Annotated in this window: 15 protein-coding genes; 2 read left to right on the top strand and 13 right to left on the bottom strand. The window is 67.7% G+C overall.

Annotated elements, in window-relative coordinates; all coding sequences use genetic code 11:
• Positions 1–9: 9 nt before the first annotated feature.
• Entirely contained in the window at positions 10–1,602 is a 1,593-nt protein-coding gene (locus tag HHL15_RS20295) for a sensor domain-containing diguanylate cyclase (RefSeq protein WP_169147638.1), read from the bottom strand.
• 138 nt (positions 1,603–1,740) lie between these two features.
• Here HHL15_RS20295 and HHL15_RS20290 point away from each other — a divergent pair, with 138 nt between their 5' ends.
• Together HHL15_RS20290 and HHL15_RS20285 are read left to right on the top strand one after the other, a co-directional pair.
• Positions 1,741–2,778, top strand: coding sequence for an NAD(P)H-dependent flavin oxidoreductase (locus HHL15_RS20290; RefSeq protein WP_169147637.1), 1,038 nt, complete (start codon positions 1,741–1,743; stop codon positions 2,776–2,778).
• Between the two features lie 123 nt (positions 2,779–2,901).
• The gene (locus tag HHL15_RS20285) at positions 2,902–3,681 is read left to right on the top strand and encodes an NYN domain-containing protein (protein WP_169147636.1); all 780 of its coding nucleotides are present in this window, start codon (positions 2,902–2,904) and stop codon (positions 3,679–3,681) included.
• Between the two features lie 14 nt (positions 3,682–3,695).
• Here the strand turns inward: HHL15_RS20285 and HHL15_RS20280 are convergent, their stop codons facing one another.
• The 12 genes from HHL15_RS20280 to HHL15_RS20225 form a co-directional block, all read right to left on the bottom strand.
• Complete coding sequence (locus tag HHL15_RS20280) at positions 3,696–7,769, bottom strand: response regulator (protein ID WP_169147635.1); 4,074 nt, start codon at positions 7,767–7,769, stop codon at positions 3,696–3,698.
• A gap of 248 nt (positions 7,770–8,017) precedes the next feature.
• Positions 8,018–10,213, bottom strand: a complete 2,196-nt coding sequence (locus HHL15_RS20275) for an ATP-binding protein (RefSeq protein ID WP_169147634.1) — start codon at positions 10,211–10,213, stop codon at positions 8,018–8,020.
• Positions 10,214–10,402: 189 nt separating this feature from the next.
• Positions 10,403–10,792 carry a dihydroneopterin aldolase gene (gene folB, locus HHL15_RS20270; RefSeq protein WP_169147633.1) on the bottom strand — a complete coding sequence of 130 codons (390 nt, stop codon included), beginning with the start codon at positions 10,790–10,792 and terminating at the stop codon, positions 10,403–10,405.
• An 11-nt stretch (positions 10,793–10,803) separates the two neighbouring features.
• The gene (gene folD / locus HHL15_RS20265) at positions 10,804–11,709 is read right to left on the bottom strand and encodes a bifunctional methylenetetrahydrofolate dehydrogenase/methenyltetrahydrofolate cyclohydrolase FolD (RefSeq protein ID WP_169147632.1); all 906 of its coding nucleotides are present in this window, start codon (positions 11,707–11,709) and stop codon (positions 10,804–10,806) included.
• 98 nt (positions 11,710–11,807) lie between these two features.
• Positions 11,808–13,169, bottom strand: coding sequence for an FMN-binding glutamate synthase family protein (locus HHL15_RS20260; RefSeq protein WP_169147631.1), 1,362 nt, complete (start codon positions 13,167–13,169; stop codon positions 11,808–11,810).
• Between the two features lie 41 nt (positions 13,170–13,210).
• Positions 13,211–13,900, bottom strand: coding sequence for a GltB/FmdC/FwdC-like GXGXG domain-containing protein (locus HHL15_RS20255; protein ID WP_169147630.1), 690 nt, complete (start codon positions 13,898–13,900; stop codon positions 13,211–13,213).
• Positions 13,888–14,796 carry a class II glutamine amidotransferase domain-containing protein gene (locus HHL15_RS20250; protein WP_169147629.1) on the bottom strand — a complete coding sequence of 303 codons (909 nt, stop codon included), beginning with the start codon at positions 14,794–14,796 and terminating at the stop codon, positions 13,888–13,890. The genes HHL15_RS20255 and HHL15_RS20250 overlap by 13 nt, the downstream gene beginning before the upstream one ends.
• 101 nt (positions 14,797–14,897) lie before the next feature.
• Positions 14,898–16,226, bottom strand: a complete 1,329-nt coding sequence (glnT, locus tag HHL15_RS20245; RefSeq protein WP_169147628.1) for a type III glutamate--ammonia ligase — start codon at positions 16,224–16,226, stop codon at positions 14,898–14,900.
• Positions 16,227–16,279: 53 nt separating this feature from the next.
• Complete coding sequence (locus tag HHL15_RS20240; protein ID WP_206198883.1) at positions 16,280–19,807, bottom strand: 2Fe-2S iron-sulfur cluster-binding protein; 3,528 nt, start codon at positions 19,805–19,807, stop codon at positions 16,280–16,282.
• Positions 19,807–20,064: a sarcosine oxidase subunit delta gene (locus tag HHL15_RS20235; protein ID WP_169147627.1), complete on the bottom strand. Its 258-nt coding sequence runs from the start codon at positions 20,062–20,064 to the stop codon at positions 19,807–19,809. The genes HHL15_RS20240 and HHL15_RS20235 overlap by 1 nt, the downstream gene beginning before the upstream one ends.
• 13 nt (positions 20,065–20,077) lie before the next feature.
• Positions 20,078–21,319, bottom strand: a complete 1,242-nt coding sequence (locus HHL15_RS20230) for an FAD-dependent oxidoreductase (protein WP_169147626.1) — start codon at positions 21,317–21,319, stop codon at positions 20,078–20,080.
• Between the two features lie 37 nt (positions 21,320–21,356).
• Positions 21,357–21,677: formyltransferase family protein (locus tag HHL15_RS20225; protein WP_268967115.1), on the bottom strand; the 321-nt coding region annotated here is incomplete at its 5' end.

Raw genomic sequence — 21,677 nt, 5'->3', positions numbered from 1 at the left:
CTTGCCGGCTCAGGCCGGCATCTCGAGGGAGGCCTCGAGCTCCGGCTGGTAAAGGGTGTAGCGACTGCGCCCGGTGCGCTTGGAGTGATACATGGCAACGTCGGCCTTGTGGGCCAGTTCGTCCCACTCCAGCCCGTCGGCAGGCATGCGCGCCGCCCCCACGCTGGCCGACCCCGGCACGGGGCCGCCGGGCAAGTCGAACACCGGGCCGAAGGCATCAAGGATGCGCTGGCAGGTGGCCCCCACGCGGACGGCCTCGTCATCGCCGGCAGGCCCCAGGTCCACCAGCAGCACGAATTCGTCGCCCCCCAGCCGGATCACCGTACTGGCCTCCCCGCCCGCCAGGTGCAGGCGGCGGGCCACCTCGCGCAGCAGCACATCGCCGGCCCGGTGGCCAAGCCCGTCGTTGACGGCCTTGAAACGGTCCAGGTCAACGAAGATGAGCGCCACGCTATGGCCCTTTGCGATGGCCGCATCACGGGTCCCGACGAACTGCTCGTCGATGTAATAGCGGTTGTGCAGGCCGGTGAGCTTGTCGCGCACCGTCATCCGGCGCTGGTCGATGTAGGCCACAGCCAGCTCGGTGTGAGCCCGCAGGCCACCGGCGATGGCGCGGGTCAGGGCCGCGCCGGCGAGCACTGCGGCGAACAAGGCCGACAAGGCCAGCAGCGCGGCGCGATCGGGTTCATGGCGGAAGAACTCGCGGGACAGGCTGGCCTCGGCATACACCGAGGAGGACTGCAGGCGCTCGAAGGCCGACACCCAGGCGCCGTCATCCACGATGCCACGCTCCTTGCCACCGGCCAGCAAGGGGGTCAGCGCATCGGCCAACGGAGTCATCGGCGCCAGCTCCTCGGAGGCCGGATAGGCGATCAGCACCCGGTCCGCCGAACGGAGCTGGACCCGCGCGCCCTCGAGCCCGAGGGACTCATAGTAGGGCCGGAAGATGTCCTGCACCGCCAGGTTGATCACCACCAGCCCGCCGAAGGATCCATCCACCCGGCGGAAGGCGCGGGCCACGTGGATGCCTGCCTTGCCCGACGCGAGCCCCGACTCCGCGGGGCTGACGAAGCTGTCCTGGCCGGCCTTGAGCACCTTGTAGTAGCCCCGCTCGCTCAGGTCGGTGAAATTCTTGCCCACCACGCCGAAGCGCCGGATGCCGTCCTCGCCCACCACGGTGAAGGAGGCGATGCCCGGCAGACGGGCCCGGTGCTCCGCCAGCAGGGCCTCGAAGGCCACCCGGCGCGACTCGGAGACCTGCCCGTTGAACAGGCTGTCATCCATGTGCACCAGCAGGCTCTTGATGATCTGGTCGGCCATCTCCAGCTCGAAACGGTCGTGGGACGCCACCATCTTGGCATACACCAGCGCCTGGCTGCGGACCCGGGCATCGGCCTCGCGATAGCCCGACAGCACGTCATCGATGATCCACACCCCGAGCACCCCGAGCGCCAGCCACAGGCCGATCAGCGCCCCCCAGGCGCGCCGCCGGCGCAGGCTGTCCTGGTGCCCCTCGCGGGACACCGGGTCGAGACGGAGCTCCTCACGGCTGCGCGTGCGCTGTTCTGTAAAGGGGGAGGTAACGGTCTTGTCGGATTCCATGGGGCCGGGGCCGAAGTCGGGGCGATCGGCCCACGTTGCCAGTTCACGCTAACACCCGGCATTATCCAACACCTTTTCATATTTCACGCCGGCCCCATCGCCAAGCGGTGGTGGGGAAACAGCGCGCCACACAACGTCATGACCATTGCCGACCTCTTCTCGATCGCCCTGCCCCTCATCCAGGCTCCGATGGCCGGTGTCCAGGGCAGCGCCCTGGCCCTGGCCGTGTGCCGCGCCGGAGGACTCGGTTCCCTGCCCTGTGCGATGCTCAGCCCGGCGCAGCTGGAGCAGGAACTGCATGCCCTCCGCGCCGGTACCGACCGCCCTTTCAACCTCAACTTCTTCTGCCACCGCCCGCCGAATCCGGACCCCGCGCAGGAAGCCGCCTGGCGGGAAGCCCTGGCCCCGTATTACGCCGAGTTCGCCATCGATCCCGCCGGCATCCCCTCCGGCCCCGGCCGGGCCCCCTTCAGCGCCGACATCGCCGACCTGATCGAAGCCTTCCGTCCGCCGGTGCTGAGCTTCCACTTCGGCCTGCCCGACGCGGATCTGCTGGCCCGCGTGAAGAGCTGGGGCGCCAAGGTCCTGTCGTCCGCCACCACGGTCGAGGAAGCCCTGTGGCTGGAGGCCCGCGGTGTCGATGCGATCATCGCCCAGGGCCTGGAGGCCGGCGGGCACCGGGGCATGTTCCTGGGCGACGACCTGAGCACCCAGACCGGCACCTTTGCCCTGCTGCCGCGCATCGTCCAGGCCACCCGCCTGCCGGTGATCGCCGCCGGTGGCATTGCCGACCGCCAGGGCGTAAAGGCCGCCCTGGCCCTTGGGGCCGCAGGCGTGCAGGTGGGCAGCGCCTACCTGCTCTGCCCCGAAGCCACCACCAGCCCCGTCCACCGGGCCGCCCTGAAGAGCCCTGCGGCCGGCCATACGGCGCTCACCAATCTGTTCACCGGCCGCCCGGCCCGCGGCATCGTCAATCGCTTCATGCGCGAACGTGGCCCCATCAACCCCTTCACCCCCGCCTTCCCCCTCGCCACCTCGGCCATCGCCCCCCTGCGCAGCGCCGCCGAGAAGGCCGGCCGCACCGACTTCACCCACCTGTGGTGCGGTCAGAACACGCTGGGCTGCAAGGAGCTCGGTGCGGAAGAACTCACCCGGGAACTGATGGCCCTGGACTGAAGCCGCTCACACGGAAATACATCACACCACAAGAGTGACGAAGTTCACTATCACTCCCGCGCATATGGGTGGCACCATCGGCGGCACAAAAAGTATTCATAAAGCGTCATACGCCTGCCTCCGATGAAGCTCGACCAACCTACCTTCGCTGTCCTCATCGATGCGGACGGTGACAGTCTCAAGTCCATCGCGCCCATCCTCACCGACATCAGCCGGCGGGGCCGCATCCTTGTCAGGCGGATCTACGGCGACTTCACCTCGCCGCAGCTCGCCAACTGGCGGGACATGCTCGCCGCCCACGCCATCCAACCGGTCCAGCAGTACGCCAGCAGCACCGGCCGCAGCACCAGCGACAGCGCCCTGATCATCGACGCGATGGATCTGCTCCACACCCGGCGCTTCAATGGCTTCTGCCTTGTCAGCGGCAACAGCGACTTCACCCGCCTTGCCACCCGCCTGCGCGAAGATGGCCTGATGGTCTTCGGCTTCGGCCGCAAGCAGGCGCCAGGCACCTTCATCAGCGCCTGCGACCGCTTCGTCCACGTCGAAGACCTGATCGTCTCGCCGCTGGATGTCGCTGCCGCCAACGGCCCCTTGCACGACGCCCTCCCCCTGCCGGTCGCCACCCACCAGCGCGTCGCCGAGCCGGCCAGGGCGTATTCGCCCGCTGCCAGCACGGCCACTCCGCCACAGACCTGCCAGGAAGCCCTGGTCCGGGCCGTGCTGCTCGCCACCGCCGCCAACGGCTGGGCTCCGATCACCGCCATCGGCCAGCAGTTCAAGGCCCTCGGCAGGACGGTCAGGGATTCGGGATACGCCACGCTGACCGAAGCACTGAAGGCCGACAGCAAGCTCGAAATGAAGGTCAATGGCTCGGCCCGCTATTTCCGGATAAAAGACTGAAAGCCGGCACACCCTCACGCCCCGTCGCGCGGGCCCCGGTGGGCGCGGATCCCGTCGATGACGTCGTCCAGCACGCGCTCCACGTGGCCGAGCTGCTCCTCGACCCCCTCTTCCGTTTCAAGGCTGTGCTCGAGCTGCTCCGCGGCATGGGCCAGGTTCATGGCGCCAATGGTCGCCGCCTCGGACTTCAGGGTGTGGGCGAGTCGCCTGGCAGTCTGCGCGTCAGCCTGTGCCCGGGCCTCGCGCAGCCGGGTCGGCAGGCCTGCATTCGACGCCAGGAAGACCCCCAGCAGCCTGTCGTACAGCGCGGTCCGCTGCGACACGTTCCGCAGCCCGCGCGCCTGATCGATCCCGGCCAGTGCGACTGACTCGGGCCCCGGCACCGGCGGCAGCTCCGGCATCGGGGCGGCCGCCGGCTGGGCGATCCAGCGGGCCAGGGTTTCGCACAGCTCGCGCAGCTCGAAGGGCTTGGTGACGAAGCCGTTCATGCCGGCAGCCAGGCAACGGTCCCGGTCCTGGACCATCGCGTGGGCCGTCATCGCGATGATCGGCAGCCCCTGCCAGCGGGGCTCGCTGCGGATCCGGGCGGTGGCCTCGTAGCCATCCATCTCGGGCATCTGGATGTCCATCAGCACCGCATCGAAGGGCCTTTCCTGGAGAACCAGGAGGGCGTCGCGGCCGTTTCCGGCTATCGTCACCTGCACGCCGGCAACGCTGCTCAGCAACTCCTCGGCCACCAGCTGGTTCACCTCGTTGTCTTCGACCAGCAGCACCCGGGCTCCGCGCAGCTTGTCGAGGATCTCGGCCGGACCGTCATCGAAGGCTGCCACGCTGTCCGCCCCGGCAGCCGTCCCGTCACCCGACACGCGGGCCAGCAGGCTCTGCAGCGCGGCAGCCGTCACCGGCTTGGCCAGAGAGTCGGCGAGGGGCAGCTCGGGCGCCGCGGCCTCGATGCTCTCCTGACCGACCGGGCCGACCAGGACCAGCGCCGGCGGCGCCGCCGACCGGAGGCCGATCTGCCGGGCAGCGTCCACGCCGTCCCCATCGGGCAGCCGCCAGTCGAGCAGAACCAGCTCATAAGGCAGGCCGCCCTCCTCCGCGCGAGCCACCGCGGCGAGCGTCTCCGCCACCGTGGCGGCCAGGTCACAGGACTGCCCCTGGCTGGCCAGCAGGTGGGCCAGGGCCCGACGGGCATGGGCGCTGTCATCCACCACCAGGATGCGCAGCGGCGGCAGCTCCACCCGCGTCGCGAGCGCGCCCCGCCCCCGCTCGAAACGGGCCGTGAAGTGGAAGTCGCTGCCCCGCCCCGGCTCGCTCGTCACGCTGATCTCGCCGCCCATCATGCCGACCAGCTGGCGGCTGATCGCCAGGCCCAGGCCGGTGCCGCCATATTTGCGGGCATGGGAGGAATCCACCTGGGAGAAGGGCTGGAACAGGAGTTCGACCTGCTCCGCGTTCATGCCGATGCCGGAATCGCGGACCGAGAAGTGCAGCACCACATCGTCGGCGCCCAGCGCCAGCTGCGTGACGGTGACGACGATCTCCCCCTCGCGGGTGAACTTGACCGCGTTGCCGCACAGGTTGACCAGCACCTGGTGCAGGCGGAGCGGGTCTCCCACCAGGCTGGGTGGCAGCTCCGGGGCCAGGTCGATGATCATCTCCAGCCCCTTCTCCTGGGCCCGCAGGGCGATGATCGAGGCCATCTTGTCGAGCATCTCGCCGAGCCGGAACTCCCGCTGCTCCATATCCAGCTTGCCCGCCTCGATCTTGGAGAAGTCGAGGATGTCGTTGATCAGGCCCAGCAGGGACTCCGCCGCGCTGCGGGTCTTGTGCAGATAGTCGGCCTGCTTGATGCTCAGGCCGGTGCGCAGAGCCAGGTCGGTCATGCCGAGGATGGCATTCATCGGCGTGCGGATCTCGTGGCTCATGTTGGCCAGGAACTCGCTTTTCGCACGGGTTGCCGCTTCGGCCACGTCCCGGGCCTGGGCCAGCGCATCGTTGGCGCGGGCGAGCTCCGCAGTACGCAGCTGGACCTGGCTCTCCAGCTCACCCTGCTGGCGCAGCGCCACTTCCTCGTTGTGCAGGGCTTCGAGCTCCTGGGCGGCACGCAGGGCCACGATCTGCATCACCGCATTGGCCCGCGTCGGGTACTGCAGGGGGCGCCGGCCGGCCACCGCCAGGAAGCCGATGACCACTCCCCGGGAGTCCCACAGGGAGGCGCCGACAAAGCTCTCGCACCCCCCTTTCTGGAGGAAGACGCTGTCGGGAAAACGGCTCTGCACCGAATGCTCGAAGAGGGTGATGTTGCGGCTCTGCGCCAGGTATTCGCAGGCGCTGCCGGGCACGTCGAAGACGAAATTGGCCGCCAGGGCGCCATCGGTACGGAAGCCCAGGGTCTCGGCCTGGTCATTGCCGGTGAGGCGGGCCAGGATGGCGTAATCGGCCTTGAGCTGGGCACACAGGAAGGCCAGGAGATCCGCCACGAAGCCCGCGCGCTGCTCGGCTCCTGCCCCCTGGCTGGCCACGAAATACAGCGCGGATTCGATGGCCTTGCGCTCTGTCACGTCCGTGCAGGTGGCCCGCAGCAGGCGCTTCGCCTGGTAGGGCAGCATGGCCAGGCGTACCTCGCAGAAGACCTCCTCGCCATCGTTGCCACGGATGATGACCCGCTCGAAAACCGGCTCCTCGCCGGCCAGGGCCTGGCTGTCGTGTTCGGCCATGGACTCGTTGATATCCCGGCCATCCGGCTGCTCGGCCCGGTAGAAACGCTCCGGCCCCCCGGCGAGGAAGGTCTCGAGGCTGCAGCCGAAGAGAAAGGCCGCCCGGGAGTTGGCGCTGACCACCCGCCTCTGGTCCGAGTCGTACACGAAGATGGCCTCCGGCGCGGCCTCGACCAGCGTCCTGAAGCGCTCCTCGCTCTCGCTGGCGGCGATCTCGGCCAACCGGCGGCGACGGCTCTGCATGCCGAGGGCCACCAGCGAGACGCTCATTGCCGCGAACATGGCGATCACCACGATGACCTGGTAGCGGTAGTGCTTCCACAGGTTGGGCGGCCGGTTGATGAAGGTGCTGTCGGCCGGCAGACGGTCGGTATCGATATGCCAGCGCTGGAGCTGGGCCCAGTCGTACATCGGGTAGCTCGCCGAGTCGATGTAGGTCAACGGCTTGTCGAGCACCAGCTGCCCGCCCAGGTAGTTCATCACCACCCGCCCCACCTGCTGCTGGCCGAAGGCCTCGGTGTCGAAGAGCACACCTCCGACGATCCCTCTGCCGAGGAAGCCCACCGATGCACTGAACACCGGCACCGGCGCCGTCCGCACGACCTCGTCCACTACCTCGATCGACACGAAGGATTTGCCGCTGACATCGCCGAAATAGCCGTAGCAGAAGATCACAGTGTCCTTGTCGGCCCGGGCGACGCGGGCCAGCATGGCATCGTGGTCGAGCTGATCGGTGTATTCGAAGACGACCTTGTCGGCCCAGGGGGTGGCAGCGGCGCGCACATCGTTGACATAGGGCAGGTCGCTGGCGCTGGCCCCAGCCACGACCAGCACCCGCCGGACCGCCGGCATGGCCTCCAGCATGGCACGGACGCCCCGCCCGTAGTCGGCCCGCACCGGCATCTGGATGACTTTGCGCGGGCTCAGCTGAGCCGCATCGACGCGGTCGCGCGCGGTGCTCAGGATCGTTGCCCCGGGGAACAGGCCCCGCCCCTCGTGGGTCATGAAGTCGAGGGCTGGGCGCCCCTCCACCACGATGATGCGGACCTCCCTGCCGGCCAGCTTGCGCTGCAGCAGCGCCGCCATGAAGCGCTTGTCCTCCGGCTCCGGGTGGCGCACCAGGTCGAGGTATTCGATATAGACGTCGCTGGCGCTGAGCCCCTGGGCACGCACCGCGGTGAGGATGCCGGCCGAGATGCTGTCCACCAGGAAGCCCCGGTGCTGGGAATGCAGGATCAGGAGCTTTCCGTGATCCGGCGGGCCTGCCCTCGCCGCAGACAGCGGCAGCAGGACGGCGAGCAGCAGCACGCGGACGAGCCAGGCCGCAATGCTCATGCCGCGCCGTGCCCCCACCTTCGCCCCGTTCATGCCGCCCCCCTCGAAACGAATGCGAACGCTGGCAGACCCCGGGCACGTACCCCCAAAGCATCTTCCAGGCACGCCATCCGGATTCCATGAAAATTTCCTGAAACGCTGATTCGTATGGCAAGCCGAAGCATAACCCAAAATGGGTAAACAACATCCTGCGGCGGCGCGCCAAGCACTGCCGCAGGATGTCATTCCAATCGGGTGTGCCGGGAGAATGCCCGGCGGAGATCACCAGGGGCGGGAAGCCATCAGCATTTGGCCAGCCACTTCAGCAACATCCCGTAGAGGTTTTCCGGAATGACCGGCTTGGCGATATGCGCCCGCATGCCGGCGGCCAGGCAGCGCTCGCGGTCTTCGATGAAGGCGTTGGCCGTCATGGCGAGGATGGGGGTGTTCCGGTTGCGGCCCCCGGCGCAGATCGCCCGGGTGGCTTCGATGCCGTTCATCACCGGCATCTGCATGTCCATAAGGATCAGCGCGTAGTCCGTTTCGCCGGCCAGGCGCACGGCCTGCTCGCCATCATCGGCCACATCGACCTGCAGGCCTACATCCTCCAGCATGACCCGGGCCACCTCCTGATTGATCGGCTCATCCTCGGCCACCAGCACACGCCTGCCGGCATGGTGATGCCGGATCTCGTCGGCCAGGATGTCGGCGTCCGCCCCCTCCTCCGCGACGGCCAGCGTGCGGGACAGCGGCAAGGCCGTCTCGAACCAGAACAGGCTGCCGCAGCCCGGGCTGCTCTCGACTCCGATCCGCCCGCCCATCAGGGCGACCAGGCGCTTGCTGATCGCCAGCCCGAGCCCCGTCCCACCGTACTTGCGGGTCATCGAGTTATCGGCTTGCTCAAAAGCGGAGAACAGGCGTGCCTGGTCGGCCAGGCCAATGCCGATGCCGCTGTCTGCGACCTCGAAACGCAGCCTGGCCTCCTGCAGGTTCCGCTCCAGCTCCCTCACCCGCAGGGTGATGCTGCCCTGCTCGGTGAACTTGACCGAATTGGTGGTGAGGTTGAGCAGGATCTGGCGCAGCCGCAGGGCATCGCCCAGGAAGCGCTCTCCGGCCAGCCCCGGCGGCAGGTCCAAGCTGAACGCCAGCCCCTTCTCGCGGGCCTTGAGCCCGACAATGCTCGACACACTGTCCAGGATGGTCTGGAGTTGGAAGTCGCTCGCCTCGAGGACCAGTTGATCGGCCTCGATCTTGGAGAGGTCCAGGATGTCGTTGATCACCGAGAGCAGGTGGTCGGCGGCAAGATTGGCCTTGTCCAGCTGGTCCCGCCCCTGCGGGTCGGCCATCCGGGCACGTGCCAGGCGGACCATGCCGACGATGCCGCTGAGCGGCGTGCGCAGCTCATGGCTCATGTTGGCCAGAAAGGTGCTCTTGGCCCGGCTGGCAGCCTCGGCAGCCAGCTTCGCCGCTTCGAGCTGGGCAGTGCGCTGGCCCACCTCTTCCTCCAGGTGGCGATGGTATTGCCCGAGCGCCTCCGAGGCCTGGATCCAGCGGGCCATGCTCCGATACACCAGGATGCCGGCCGCCAGGGCGATCACGGTCAGGAACAGCGGCAGGCCAAGCTGGCCCCGCCAGCGCTGGATCGCGCCATCCACCGGAGTGGACACGAACACCGTCAGCGGATAGTGCTCGAGGCGGCGGAAGGCGAACAGCGCCTCCTTGCCGGTCACGCTGTTGTGGCCGCTCAGAACGCCCCGGGCCGGAAAACCCTGCTCCCGCAGATGCAGCACCAGGGCGCCATCCCGTGGCGTGCCATAGGTTTTCTTGAGGTCGCCGCTGGGCGGCACCGGATAGCGACTGACCAGGAAGGCATCGTCACGCAGCAGACCCAGGGCCGAGCCCGCTGGCAGACCGAGGTTCTGCCAGAAGGACTGCTGCCGGGACAGGGGCAATGTGGCGTTCATGACGTATTGCAGCTGCCCGCCCGCATCCCGGATGCCGAGGCGCAGCGGCATGATCCAGTCCTTGATGACCCGCCCTTCGGCCGGACGTCCCACATTGAGGCGGTCCTGCACGGCAATTTCATCGAATGCGACCTGGCGTCCGGGCACATCACGCGTATACGGAATCTCTTCGGGCTTGTCGGTCTTGTCGGTGGCAAAGACCCCACCCTCGGCGCGGGACAGGGTGACGAAGAGATACTCCGGGTCTGACTCCTTGAACGCTCTCAGAAGAGCGCTGAGGTGCCCGGGCTTGAAGTCCTCCGACTTCAGCCTGCTTCCGAAGACCCGCATCCGGTTCTCGTGACCGGAAAAGTAATTGTCCAGCGAATTGCCGGTGATTTCGGCAATCGTCGCCAGATGCGTCAGTTCGTAAGCCCGGGACTCTTGCCAGGTACGCCAGATCCAGGTCGCCACGACGACGAAGAACAGGACTCCGCCCAGCAGGAACCCCCGGCGCAGCCTGCGAAGCGTCAGCGCGGCGTTCGTGTGGGACATCGCTACCCTTATTCACCTTCGGAAAGTGGGGGCATGGTAGTCCCGGAAATACAAAGAATCCAGCCGGGTGACAATTGGCGGCGGAGCCGCTTCATTGCTCCATGCCAATAGCCTGAATAGCCGGCGGACAATTGGACGTCTCAATTTCCCATATGGACTATTTCATTTCTGCGCCATGGTCGAGCGTCACTAGAGCGCGACGACCTTGACCGCCTCCCGTTTCCATTCCGCCGAACGCGTCACCGAAACCCGGCGGGCCTTGGGCACGGCGAGGGGCTTGGCCAGGGTGATCTCCGCGCGCTTGAGCGGGAAGCGCTGGCCCAGCAGGTCGAGCATGGCCTGGCTGAGATGTTCGAGCAGGTTGAAGTGGCGCCCGGCCAGCAGGCCTTCGAGGGCGTCCACGACCTGGTCGTAGTCCACTGTGTGGCGGATGTCGTCGCTGCGGGCCGCCAGGGTGCCGTCGATGGCCAGGCGCAGGTCGACCTCGAGGGGCTGCGGCGCAGCGATTTCGTGAGCGTAGATGCCGATGGAGGCCTGCAGGCACAGGCCATCGAGGCGGATAAGGCAGTCGTGGTCCATGGATAAGGTCCTCAGTGTCCTTTCAGCAGCGGTGCTTCCCACTCCTGGTAGTCATCGGTCTGACGCATGGAGAGGGTCCGCTCGGCCGAGCGCAGGGTGTTCTCAATCAGCATCGTCACCGTCATCGGGCCCACCCCGCCCGGCACCGGGGTGATCCAGCTGGCCTTCTCCTTCACCCCTTCGAAATCCACGTCGCCGACGATCTTGCCATCGGCCAGACGGTTGATCCCCACGTCGATCACGATCGCCCCCTGCTTCACCATCTGCGCCACGATCAGCCCCGGCTTGCCCGCCGCCACGATCAGGATGTCCGCCAGGATCGTGTGCTGCGCCAGATCCCGCGTCTTCGCGTGGCACACCGTCACCGTCGCCTCGCGCTGCAGCAGCATCAGCGCCATCGGCTTGCCCACGATGTTGCTCGCCCCCACCACCACCACGTTCTTGCCCGCCACGTCCGTTCCCGTCGTGTCGAGCAGCAGCTGCACCCCGTAAGGCGTGCACGGCGGGAAGATCGTGTTGCCCACCACCAACCCGCCCACGTTGTACAGGTGGAAGCCATCCACGTCCTTGTGCACCGAGATCGCCTCGAGCACCCGCCGCGGGTCCACCTGCTCGGGCAGCGGCAGCTGGATCAGGATCCCGTGCACCACCGGGTCCGCGTTGAGCCGCGCGATCGTCGCCAGCACCTCGGCTTCCGGTGCGTCCGCCGGCAGACCAATGTGGAAGGAGCGCACGCCGCACTCCTCGCAGGCCTTCACCTTGTTGCCCACGTACACCCGGCTCGCCGGGTTGTCGCCCACCAGGATCACCGCCAGCCCGGGCTGCACGCCCTGGCTCACCAGTTGGGACACGCGCGTCTTGAAGCCTTCGCGCAACTGTTTCGATAAGGCCTTGCCGTCGATGATCCGGGCTGTCATGAATCGGATTTCCTGCAAAAAAGCGGGGCGACCCAAGGGCCGCCCCGGCAAAACGCCTTGCGAGGCGAGAGGGAGAAACTTGCTGGGGTGGGCCGGGATCAGAAGCCCCGGCCGGGGATCCAGTTGGTGCCGGCCAGGGGCACACCGGCCATGGCGGCGGCTTCGATGGTCAGGGCGACCAGGTCTTCCGGCTCCAGGTGATGCACGTTCTGCTTGCCGCAGGCCCGGGCGATGGTGGTGAGCTCCATGTTCAGGGTCTTGAGGTAGTTCTTGAGGTGCTTGGCCCCCACCGCCGGCGACAGGCGCTGCTCCAGGATGGCGTCCTGGGTGGTGATGCCGACCGGGCACTTGCCGGTGTGGCAGTGGTGGCAGAAGCCCGGCGCGGTGCCGAGGGCGTTGTAGTCGGCGATGGCTTCGTGGTGGGCGCCGTTCTGGAAGTAGGTCTCGCCGTTGCAGCCGAGGGCCACCAGCACGCCCTGGCCGATGGCCACCGCGTCGGCGCCCATGGCGAGGGCCTTGGCCACGTCGGCGCCGGTGCGGATGCCGCCGGAGACGATGAGCTGGACCTTGCCCTTCATGTCGAGGTCTTCCAGGGCATTGACGGCCTGGCGCACAGCGGCCAGGGTCGGAATGCCGACGTGCTCGATGAAGCAGGTCTGGGTGGCCGCGGTGCCGCCCTGCATGCCATCCACCACCACCACGTCGGCACCGGAATGGACGGCCAGCTTGACGTCGTTGAAGGTGCGGGTCGCGCCGACCTTGACGTAGATGGGCTTTTCCCAGTCGGTGATCTCGCGCAGCTCCTGGATCTTGATGGCCAGGTCATCCGGGCCGGTCCAGTCCGGGTGACGGCAGGCCGAGCGCTGGTCCACACCTTCCGGCAGGGTACGCATCTTGGCGACGCGGGGGTTCACCTTCTGGCCCAGCAGCATGCCGCCGCCGCCCGGCTTGGCGCCCTGGCCGATCACCACTTCGATGGCGTCGGCCTTGCGCAGGTCGTCCGGGTTGAAGCCGTAGCGGGAGGGCAGGCACTGGTAGATCAGGGTCTTCGAGGAGCGGCGCTCTTCCTGGGTCATGCCGCCGTCACCGGTGGTGGTGGAGGTGCCCATCTCGGTGGCGGCCAGGCCCAGGGATTCTTTCACGTTGGCCGACAGGGCGCCGAAGCTCATGCCGGCGATGGTGATGGGGATCTCCAGCTCGATCGGCTTCTTGGCGAAGCGGGTGCCGAGCAGGGTCTTGGTGATGCACTTCTCCCGGTAGCCCTCCAGCGGGTAACGGGACATGGACGCGCCAAGGAAGACCAGGTCGTCGAAGTTGGGCAGCTTGCGCTTGGCGCCCATGCCGCGGATCTCGTACAACCCGTGGGCGGCAGCGTTGCGGATGTAGTCGAGGGTCTTGCGGTCGTAGCCGTAGGACTCCTCGCGGGAGAGGTTCTTGAATTGCACGGGTTTGGTTTCCATGATCGTATCCTTGGTGGTCCGGGTGGGCGCGAGCCGCGGGCTCAGTATTCCTGGTTGGCGTCGGCGTTCCAGTGGTACAGGGAACGCTTGGAGGCGATGCGCTTGAAGGATTTCGGGTCGTGGTCGAGGCCGGCCTGGTCGAGCAGACTGGCCACGGCGGCGATGTCGGCTTCGCTCATCGGCTCGTACTGGGCGTCGGCGCCGAGGGACTTGACGCTGCCCTTCACGTAGAGCACGGCCTCGTACAGGGAGTCGCCGAGGGCGTCGCCCGCGTTGCCGCAGATGACCATGCGGCCGGCCTGGGCCATGAAGGCGGAGAAGCTGCCCACCGAGCCGCCGACGACGATGTCGCCGCCCTTCAGGGAGATGCCGCAGCGCAGGCCGGCATCGCCCTCGATGACCAGCAGGCCACCATGGGCGGAAGCCCCGGCGCCGTTCGAGGCGAAGCCCTTGACGTGCACCTTGCCGCTCATCATGTTTTCGCCCACACCGGTGCCGGCGCTGCCGGTGATGGTGACGGTGGCTGACTTGTTCATGCCGCCGGCGTAGTAGCCGGCGTGGCCGACCACGTCCACCGCGATCGGGCAGTCCAGGCCGACGGCAATGTTGTGGGCGCCGTCGGGGTTGAGCACGGTCACCTGGCTGGTCTTGCCGGCCTTGGCGTCGTTGTGCAGAAAGGTGTTGAGCTCGCGCAGGGGGGTGGTGGCGAGATCGAAGGTCAGGCGTTCCATACGTACATCTCCTCGGGCGCGGGTTCGAAAACAGTGGCGTGCTTGATGCCGGGCAGGTGGGCCAGGGACCGGAATTCGGAGGCAATGGCCACGTACTCGTCGGTCTCGGCCACCACTGCGGGCTTGCAGGCAAAGGGGTCGCGGATCAGGGCGAGCTTGTCCGGGGTGCCCATCAGGAAGGTGAAGAAGCCGTCCAGCTCCTCGAAGCCCTTCTGCAGCGCGGTCTCCAGGTCGTCGCCTTCACGCAGGCGCCATTCCAGGAAGCGGCAGGCGGCCTCGGTGTCGTTGTCGGTCTCGAAGCGGATGCCCCGCGGCTCGAGCATGCGGCGGATGCCGTTGGGGTTGGACAGGGAGCCGTTATGCACCAGGCAGAAGTCCTCGCCGGCGGTGAAAGGGTGGGCCCGGTCCGGGGTCACCGCGGACTCGGTGGCCATCCGGGTGTGGCCGACCAGGTGGGAGCCGGTGAGGCCGGCAAAGCCGTAGCGGGCCGCCACCTCGGCCGGGGTGCCGATGTCCTTGTAGAGGTCGATGCTGCGCCCCGTCGACAGGATGTGCAGCTTGGGGTGGTGCTCGGCGATCCAGCGCTTGACGATGGCCGGGGCCACATCGAAGCTCAGGATGGCGTGGTTGCCCTTGGGTTCGACGCTGACCTGGACGCCCAGGTGCTCCTTGAGGGCGTGGCCGAGGCCGAGCCAGTTGAAGTCGGCGCCGTCCTCGGTGAGGCCGGAATAGACGCTGATCTTCCGTTCATTTTCCGCCAGCGGGTTGCCGAACACCGCCAGACCGGCGGAGTCGGGGCCACGCTCGGTCATGCCGATGAGCATCGGCACCATCAGTTCGCCGAGCTTTTCCCGCAGGGCCGGTGTCTTCACCAGCAATCCGACGATTCCACACATGCTTGTTTCTCCTTCGTTAATGCTTCGATTCGTTTGCGTTTGATCCGGGCCTGGGCCTTGGGTCTTGTGTAGGGGCGGCTTCAGCCGCCCCTACAGGGGCATCAGAAGAATTCCAGGTAGTTCTTGATTTCCCAGTCGGACACGTGGCGCATGTACTCGACCCACTCCATGTGCTTGAGGCGCAGGAACTCGCCGGCGACGGGGCCGAGGGCCTTGCACAGCACGGTGTCCTTCTCCAGCGCGGCGAGGGCCTCGTGGAGGTTCTGCGGCAGGATCTCGATGCCGGCGGCCTTCAGTTCCTCGGGGCTCAGGGCGTACAGGTTCTGGTTGTGGGGTTCGCCCGGGTCCAGGTCGCGCTCGATGCCGTCCAGGCCGGCGGCGATGACCGCGGCGGTGGCCAGGTAGGGGTTGCAGGCGCCGTCCGGCAGGCGCAGCTCGAGACGGCCGTGGGGGATGCGCACCATCGACGAGCGGTTGTTGTCGCCGTAGCTGATGTAGGCCGGGGCCCAGGTGGCGCCGGTCAGGGAGCGGCCGACCACCAGGCGCTTGTAGCTGTTCACCGTGGGGGCGCAGATCGCCGCCAGGGCCGGGGCGTGGGCCAGGATGCCGCCCAGGAACTGGTAGGCCAGCTTGGACAGGCCGAGGCCGCGCTTGTCGCTCTTGTCGGCGAACAGGTTGGTCTTGCCGTCACCGATCGACATGTGGATGTGCATGCCGTTGCCCGGCCGGTTGGCGAAGGGCTTGGGCATGAAGGAGCAGATCATGCCCAGATCGTTGGCGATCTCCGAGGCGGCCATCTTGAACAGCAGGTAATGGTCGGCGGAGGTCAGGCAGTCGGCGTAGGTGTAGTTGATCTCGAACTGGCCGTTGGCGTCCTCGTGGTCGATCTGATAGACGTCCACGTCCACCTCGCGGAGGCTGTCGGTGAGGGTTTCGAGGAACTCGCGGTTGCGCGACAGGCCCTTGTAGTCGTAGCAGGGCTTCGGCAGCGTGTCGGTCGGGTCGGTCGGGATGATGTTGCCGTTGGCATCCTTCTTGAGCAGGGAGAATTCCGGCTCCAGCCCGGTGAAGAAGGTGTAGCCCTTGGCCTCCAGGCGCTTCACCTGGTCCTTGAGCACCACGCGGGTGTCCAGGGGCCACGGCTCGCCCTTCACGTGGCCGTCGCAGGCGATGCGGGCGTAGCCGGGCTGCCAGGGCACCAGGGTCAGGGTCGACAAGTCGCCGATGGCCATGAAGTCCGGGCCGTTGGGCTCGATGCCCAGGCCCCACACTGCGAAGCCTGCAAAGCCGGCGCCGGTGGTGAGGATGTCTTCGAAATGGGCGGCCGGGACCGACTTGGTCTTGGCGGTGCCGTGGATGTCGACAAACTGGGCAAGTACATACTTGACTCCGTTGTCTGCAAGAAACTGCTTGGCTTCTGTGGGCGTCATTGCCGCTCTCCTGAGAATGGTTTGGGTTCGGGCGATTGAGACGATTGGGGCGATCAGTTGAAGCTGTGGGGCGCCACGGCGCCTCCGCCCAGCTCGATAGCTATCCCGAGCAGGGTCTCCCACAGGTAAGGTCCGTAAGTGCCGTCGCTCCAGATGCGGACGAAGGGACGGCCATTGCGCGTTTCGGGGATCACCGTCACCCCGACGCCGACCATGCTGGTCAGCACCACCGGCCGCTGGGCCGGGTCGCGGGGGCGGAAATTCACGTTGCAGGTCTGGCGCAGCAGCTCGTCGAGACGGCTGCCGCCGAGCACCAGGGCGGCGTCCTGGCGCAGCACCGGATACACACCGGGGCCACGGGGCGCCGCGGCGAGGGGCGCGATCAGCGCATCCGGGCCTTCGACGAGGAATTCGGTGAAGCCCAGGCGGGCGATCAGGCCGCCGCCATCCAGCGGCAGCCAGCTGTTGGGCTGGGCCGGGATGGGCAGGCCGAGGGCCTGCAGCCAGGCGGTGGCGTCGGGGCCCTTGCAGCCGATGCGGGCGCTGCGGGAGACATCGGCAATCCCCAGCACCTGGGCCGCGGCGGACTGGCGGACCGGCTCCAGCAGGGTCGCAGCCACACCTTCGGCCACCGGGCTCACCGCCCCGCCGTTAGCCGACACCAGCGGGCTGGCCTGGCCGGCCGGCGGTTCGTCCTTTTGACGCTGGTTGTCCGGGTCGTAGAAGGGCGTGGCGCTGACCTTGGCCTGCACCATGGCCCCGTCGGACAGGCGGATGGACACGCTGCCGCCCGGGCTCGCCAGATCGGGCCGCACGAAGGCGAGGCCGATGGCGTGGCCGAGGGTCGGGCTGTAGGCGATGCTGGTGACCCGCCCGGCGATGTCGCCGCCGGCGATGACCAGGTTGCATTCCAGGGGCAGCGGGCCGCTGTGGCCCGCCGGGAAGGCGATGCCCACCAGCTTCTGCTTGCGCGGCAGCTTGGCCACGGCGGACAGGCTGCGCTGACCGACAAAGAAGGGCTTGTTCATCTTGAGGGCCCACTCCATGCCCACATCCAGCGGCGTGGTGAGGCCGTCGGTGTCCTGGCTGATGATGATGTGGCCCTTCTCCAGGCGCAGCAGACGCTGGGCCTCCACGCCGAAGGGGCGGATGCCGCCGCCGGCACCGGCCTTCATCAGGGCGTCCCACAGGGCGCCGCCGCTGGCGGCCGGCACGTGGATCTCGTAGCCCCACTCGCCGACGAAGCCGACCCGCATCAGGCGGGCAGCGATGCCGGCCACCTCGCCCTCGCGCACCGCCAGGTAGGGGAAGGCGGCCGCCGACAGGTCCATGCCGGTGAGGCCGGCCAGCACCTCGCGGGACTTCGGCCCGGCCAGGTTCACCGCGGCGAAGGCGCCGGTGTGATTGACGATGCCGCAGTCCAGCCGCCACATGGTGTTGAGGCGCGACAGCTCGCGGTAGATGGTGGCGGCGCCGGAGGTGGTGGTGGTGAAGTAGAAATGGTCGTCCGCCAGGCGGGCCACCACGCCGTCGTCGATGACCACGCCAGACTCGTCGCACATCACCGCGTAGCGGGTCATGCCGACCTTGAGGTTGGCGTAGTTGGAGGTGTAGACCCGCTCGAGGAATTCGGCGGCCTGGGGGCCGATGACTTCCAGCTTGCCGAGGGTGCCCACGTCGATCAGGCCCACTGCATTGCGCACCGCATGGGCTTCCTCGCGGATGCAGGCGAGGCGGTCCTTGCCCGCCACCTGGTAATACTCGGGGCGCTGCCACACACCGGCGGGCATCCACTTGGCGCCCAGGGCGTCGTGGCGGCTAGCCAGCGGGGTGGCGCGCTCCGGGCTGAAGCCGCGGCCGGCCAGGATGGCCATCGGGACCGGGTGGTAGAAGGGGCGCGCGGTGGTGGTGCCGACCTGCTGCGGCTCCTTGCCGGTGAGGCGGGCCAGGATGCGCAGCCCGTTCATGTTGGAGTGCTTGCCCTGGCTGGGGCCCATGCCGTTGGTGGAGAAGCGCTTGAGCAGCTCGATGTTGTCGAAGCCCTCCTGCACGGCGTTGCGGAAATCCTTGAGCTGCAGGTCCTCGTCGAAATCGACGAAGTTCTTGCCGGCCGGGTGGTCGACGATCGGCCAGGGGTGGCTGGGGCTCTCCAGCTCGGGCGGCAGGGCCTCGCCGGTGGCGCTGCCGAAACCGGCGGCCGCGGCGGCATGGCTGCCGGCCCGGCTGCCGTCGGCGACGCGGCGGGACAGCTCATGCACCCCATTGACGCGACCGCAGGCGAACACGCCCTCCGGCAGCACGTCGGGGACGAATTGTTCGACGGACTTGTCGTAGCGCATGCGGGTGCCGGCCTGGTACAGCAGGTTGGCGGCGGGCGCCCAGCCGGTGCTCATCAGGATGCCGTCGCAGGCGATGTCGCGGCGCTGGGCGGCCGGCGTGCCGTCGGCCTGCAGGGCGGCGATGCGGGCGCCGGCACACAGGCCCTTGGCGTCGGCGATGCCTTCCACCACCGCGTGGCCGACCAGCACTTCCACGCCGGACTGCTGCAGCACGCGGGCCAGGGGGTCGGCGCTGCCGCTGCCGGCGCGCAGATCGACCACCGCCGCCACGCTGACGCCGTTGGCCTGCAGGTCGAGGGCGGCCCGGTAGCCGTCGGCGTTGGCGACCAGCACCACGGCCTTGTTAATCGGCTTCACGCCGTAGCGGTACATCAGGCGCTGGGCGGCGCTGGCCAGCATCACGCCGGGCAGATCGTTGTTGTGGAAGACCGCGGGCTGCTCGAAGGCGCCACTGGCCAGCACCACGCTGCCGGCGCGCATCTTGAGCATGCGCTCCGCACTGACCAGGGGAATCCAGTGGTCCTTGTAGTAACCGGCCGCGTAGGTGGCGGTGAGCACGCGGATGCGCGGCTCGGCGGCGACCCGGGCAAGCAGGCTGTCGAGCAGGCGACGGCGGCTGGCGTCATTGCCCAGCTGGTAGCCGGCGCTGCCGCCGGCGCGGGCGTTCTCATCCACCACCACCACCTCGGCGCCCTGCTCCGCCGCGGCCAGCGCGGCCGACAGGCCGGAGGGGCCGGCGCCAATGACCAGCACGTCGCAGAAGTCGTAGGCCTTGGGGGTGCGGCGGTGGGGCATGTTCACATCAACCCGGCCGAGGCCGGTCATGAAGCGGAACATGCGCTCCCACATGGGGAAGAGCTTCTTGCTGTGGAAGGCCTTGTAGTAGAAGCCGACCGGCAGCAGGGAGGATATCTTGCCCAGGTGGCGGCCCTTGTCGGCCTCCAGGCCGCCGAAGGTATTCACCGCGGTCAGGGCCATGCCGGCGACGAGGGGCGTCACGTCCGAGCGGATGTTGGGGATGCCGCCCCACTGGTGCAGGGCGTTGGTGTCATGGTTGGCCAGCGACAGCACGCCGCGCGGCCGGTGGTACTTGAAGCTGCGGCCGAGGACGCGCGCATCGGCGCCCCACAGGGCGGAGCTGACGGTGTCACCTTCGTAGCCCTTGTAGCTGCGGCCTTCGAAGCTGAATTCGACGGGGCGGGAGCGGTCGATCCACTCGCCGCTGGTGGCGGGCAAACGCATCAGTCTTCTCCCTCGTAAAAATAGGTGCGCACAACGACATCCTTCTCGGTGTCACGTTCGGCGATGAACCAGGTGTTGCTGGGGGTGTGGCACCACCACTCCTTCTTCACGCCGGGCGCGCCGTTGCGGTTGAAGACGTAGTCGGCCCAGACCTCGTCGCTGGCGGTGGCGGGGTTCGGCATGGGGCGCACTTCGCCCCAGTAGAAGAACTCGGAGACCGGGCGGGGGCCGTTGAGGGGGCAGTTCAGGATCTTCATTGCGGGTTTCCTCTCAGTGACCGACGCTCGCCGCGCCCTTTTCGCCGGTGAGGGCGTAGTTGCGGAAGCGGTCCAGGGAGAAGCCGGTGATCAGGGGGTGGTCGCTGTCGGTGGCCACGGTGTGGGCCATGGTCTTGCCGCACACCGGTGTGGCCTTGAAGCCCCAGGTACCCCAGCCGGAATCCAGGTAGAAGCCCTCCACCGGGGTCTTGCCCATCACCGGGGCGAAGTCGGGGGTCATGTCGGCCATGCCGGCCCACTGGCGCATCACCTTCACGTTGGAGAGGAAAGGGAACATCTCCAGCATGTGGGTGGTGAGGCCTTCGACGAAGTCGAGGGTGGAGCGGGTGCCATGGAGTTCGTAAGGGTCCAGGGAGGCGCCCATCACCAGTTCGCCGCGGGCGGACTGGCTGATGTAGACGTGCAGGCTGCCGGACACCAGGATGGGGTCGAGCCAGGGCTTGATCGGCTCGCTGACCATGGCCTGCAGCGGGTGGATGTAGATCGGCGACTTGACGTCCACCATCTTCAGGATGCGCGGGGTGGAGCCTGCCACGGCGCACAGCACCTTGTTGGTAGAGATGTAGCCGCGGGAGGTCTTGACGCCCTTGACCTTGCCGGCCTGCACGTCGATGCCGAGCACTTCGGTCTGCTGGTGGATCTCCACGCCACGCTGGTCGGCGCCGCGGCCGTAGCCCCAGGCCACCGCGTCATGGCGGGCCACCGAGCCCGGCGCGTGGTACAGGGCGCCGAGGATGGGGGCGTGGCCGCCGCAGCTGATGTCGATCATCGGCGCAGCTTCCTTCACCACCTCGGGGCCGACCACCTCGGAGTCCACCCCGTAGTGCTTGTTCACCTCGGCACGCCAGCGCATGGTGCGCAGGGCGGAGTCCGTGTGGGCCAGGGTGAAGTGGCCGCGGTTGGCGTAGAACAGGTTAAGGTCAAAGTCATCCGACAGGTCCTGCCACAGATTGACCGACTCGTCGTAGAACTTGACGCCCTCGGGGGTGAGGTAGTTGGAGCGGATGATGGTGGTGTTGCGGCCGGTGTTGCCACCGCCGATGTAGCCCTTCTCGAGCACGCAGACATTGGTGATGCCGTAGTCGCGGGCCAGGTAATAGGCCGCCGCCAGGCCGTGTCCGCCGGCACCGATGATGACCACGTCGTAGCTCGACTTGAGCTTTTCGTGAAAGTTGAACATCCGCGGTTCGGGATGCTTCTTGTTGAGCGCGAAGCGCAGGAGACGCCAGGGCATGGTGATTCCTCAGTCTCTGTGTTGGGTTCGTAGGGGCTCAGCGGAAGACGACAGTCTTGTTGCCATGGACCAGCACGCGGTCCTCCAGGTGGTAACGCAGACCCCGCGCCAGCACCGCCTTCTCGATGTCCTTGCCGTAGCGCACCAGATCGTCCGGCGCATCCGAGTGGTCCACCCGGATCACGTCCTGCTCGATGATCGGGCCCTGGTCCAGCTCGCTCGTCACGTAGTGGCAGGTCGCACCGATCAGCTTCACCCCCTTCGCGTGGGCCTGGTGGTAGGGCTTGGCCCCCACGAAGCTCGGCAGGAAGCTGTGGTGGATGTTGATGATCTGCCCCGGGTAGTCCTCGCACAGCTG

The organism is Zoogloea dura, from assembly GCF_012927165.1.
GTDB classification, from domain to species: Bacteria; Pseudomonadota; Gammaproteobacteria; order Burkholderiales; family Rhodocyclaceae; genus Zoogloea; species Zoogloea dura.
Note: the sequence above shows the minus strand (reverse complement) of the source record. Positions and strands in the feature narration are given on the sequence as shown.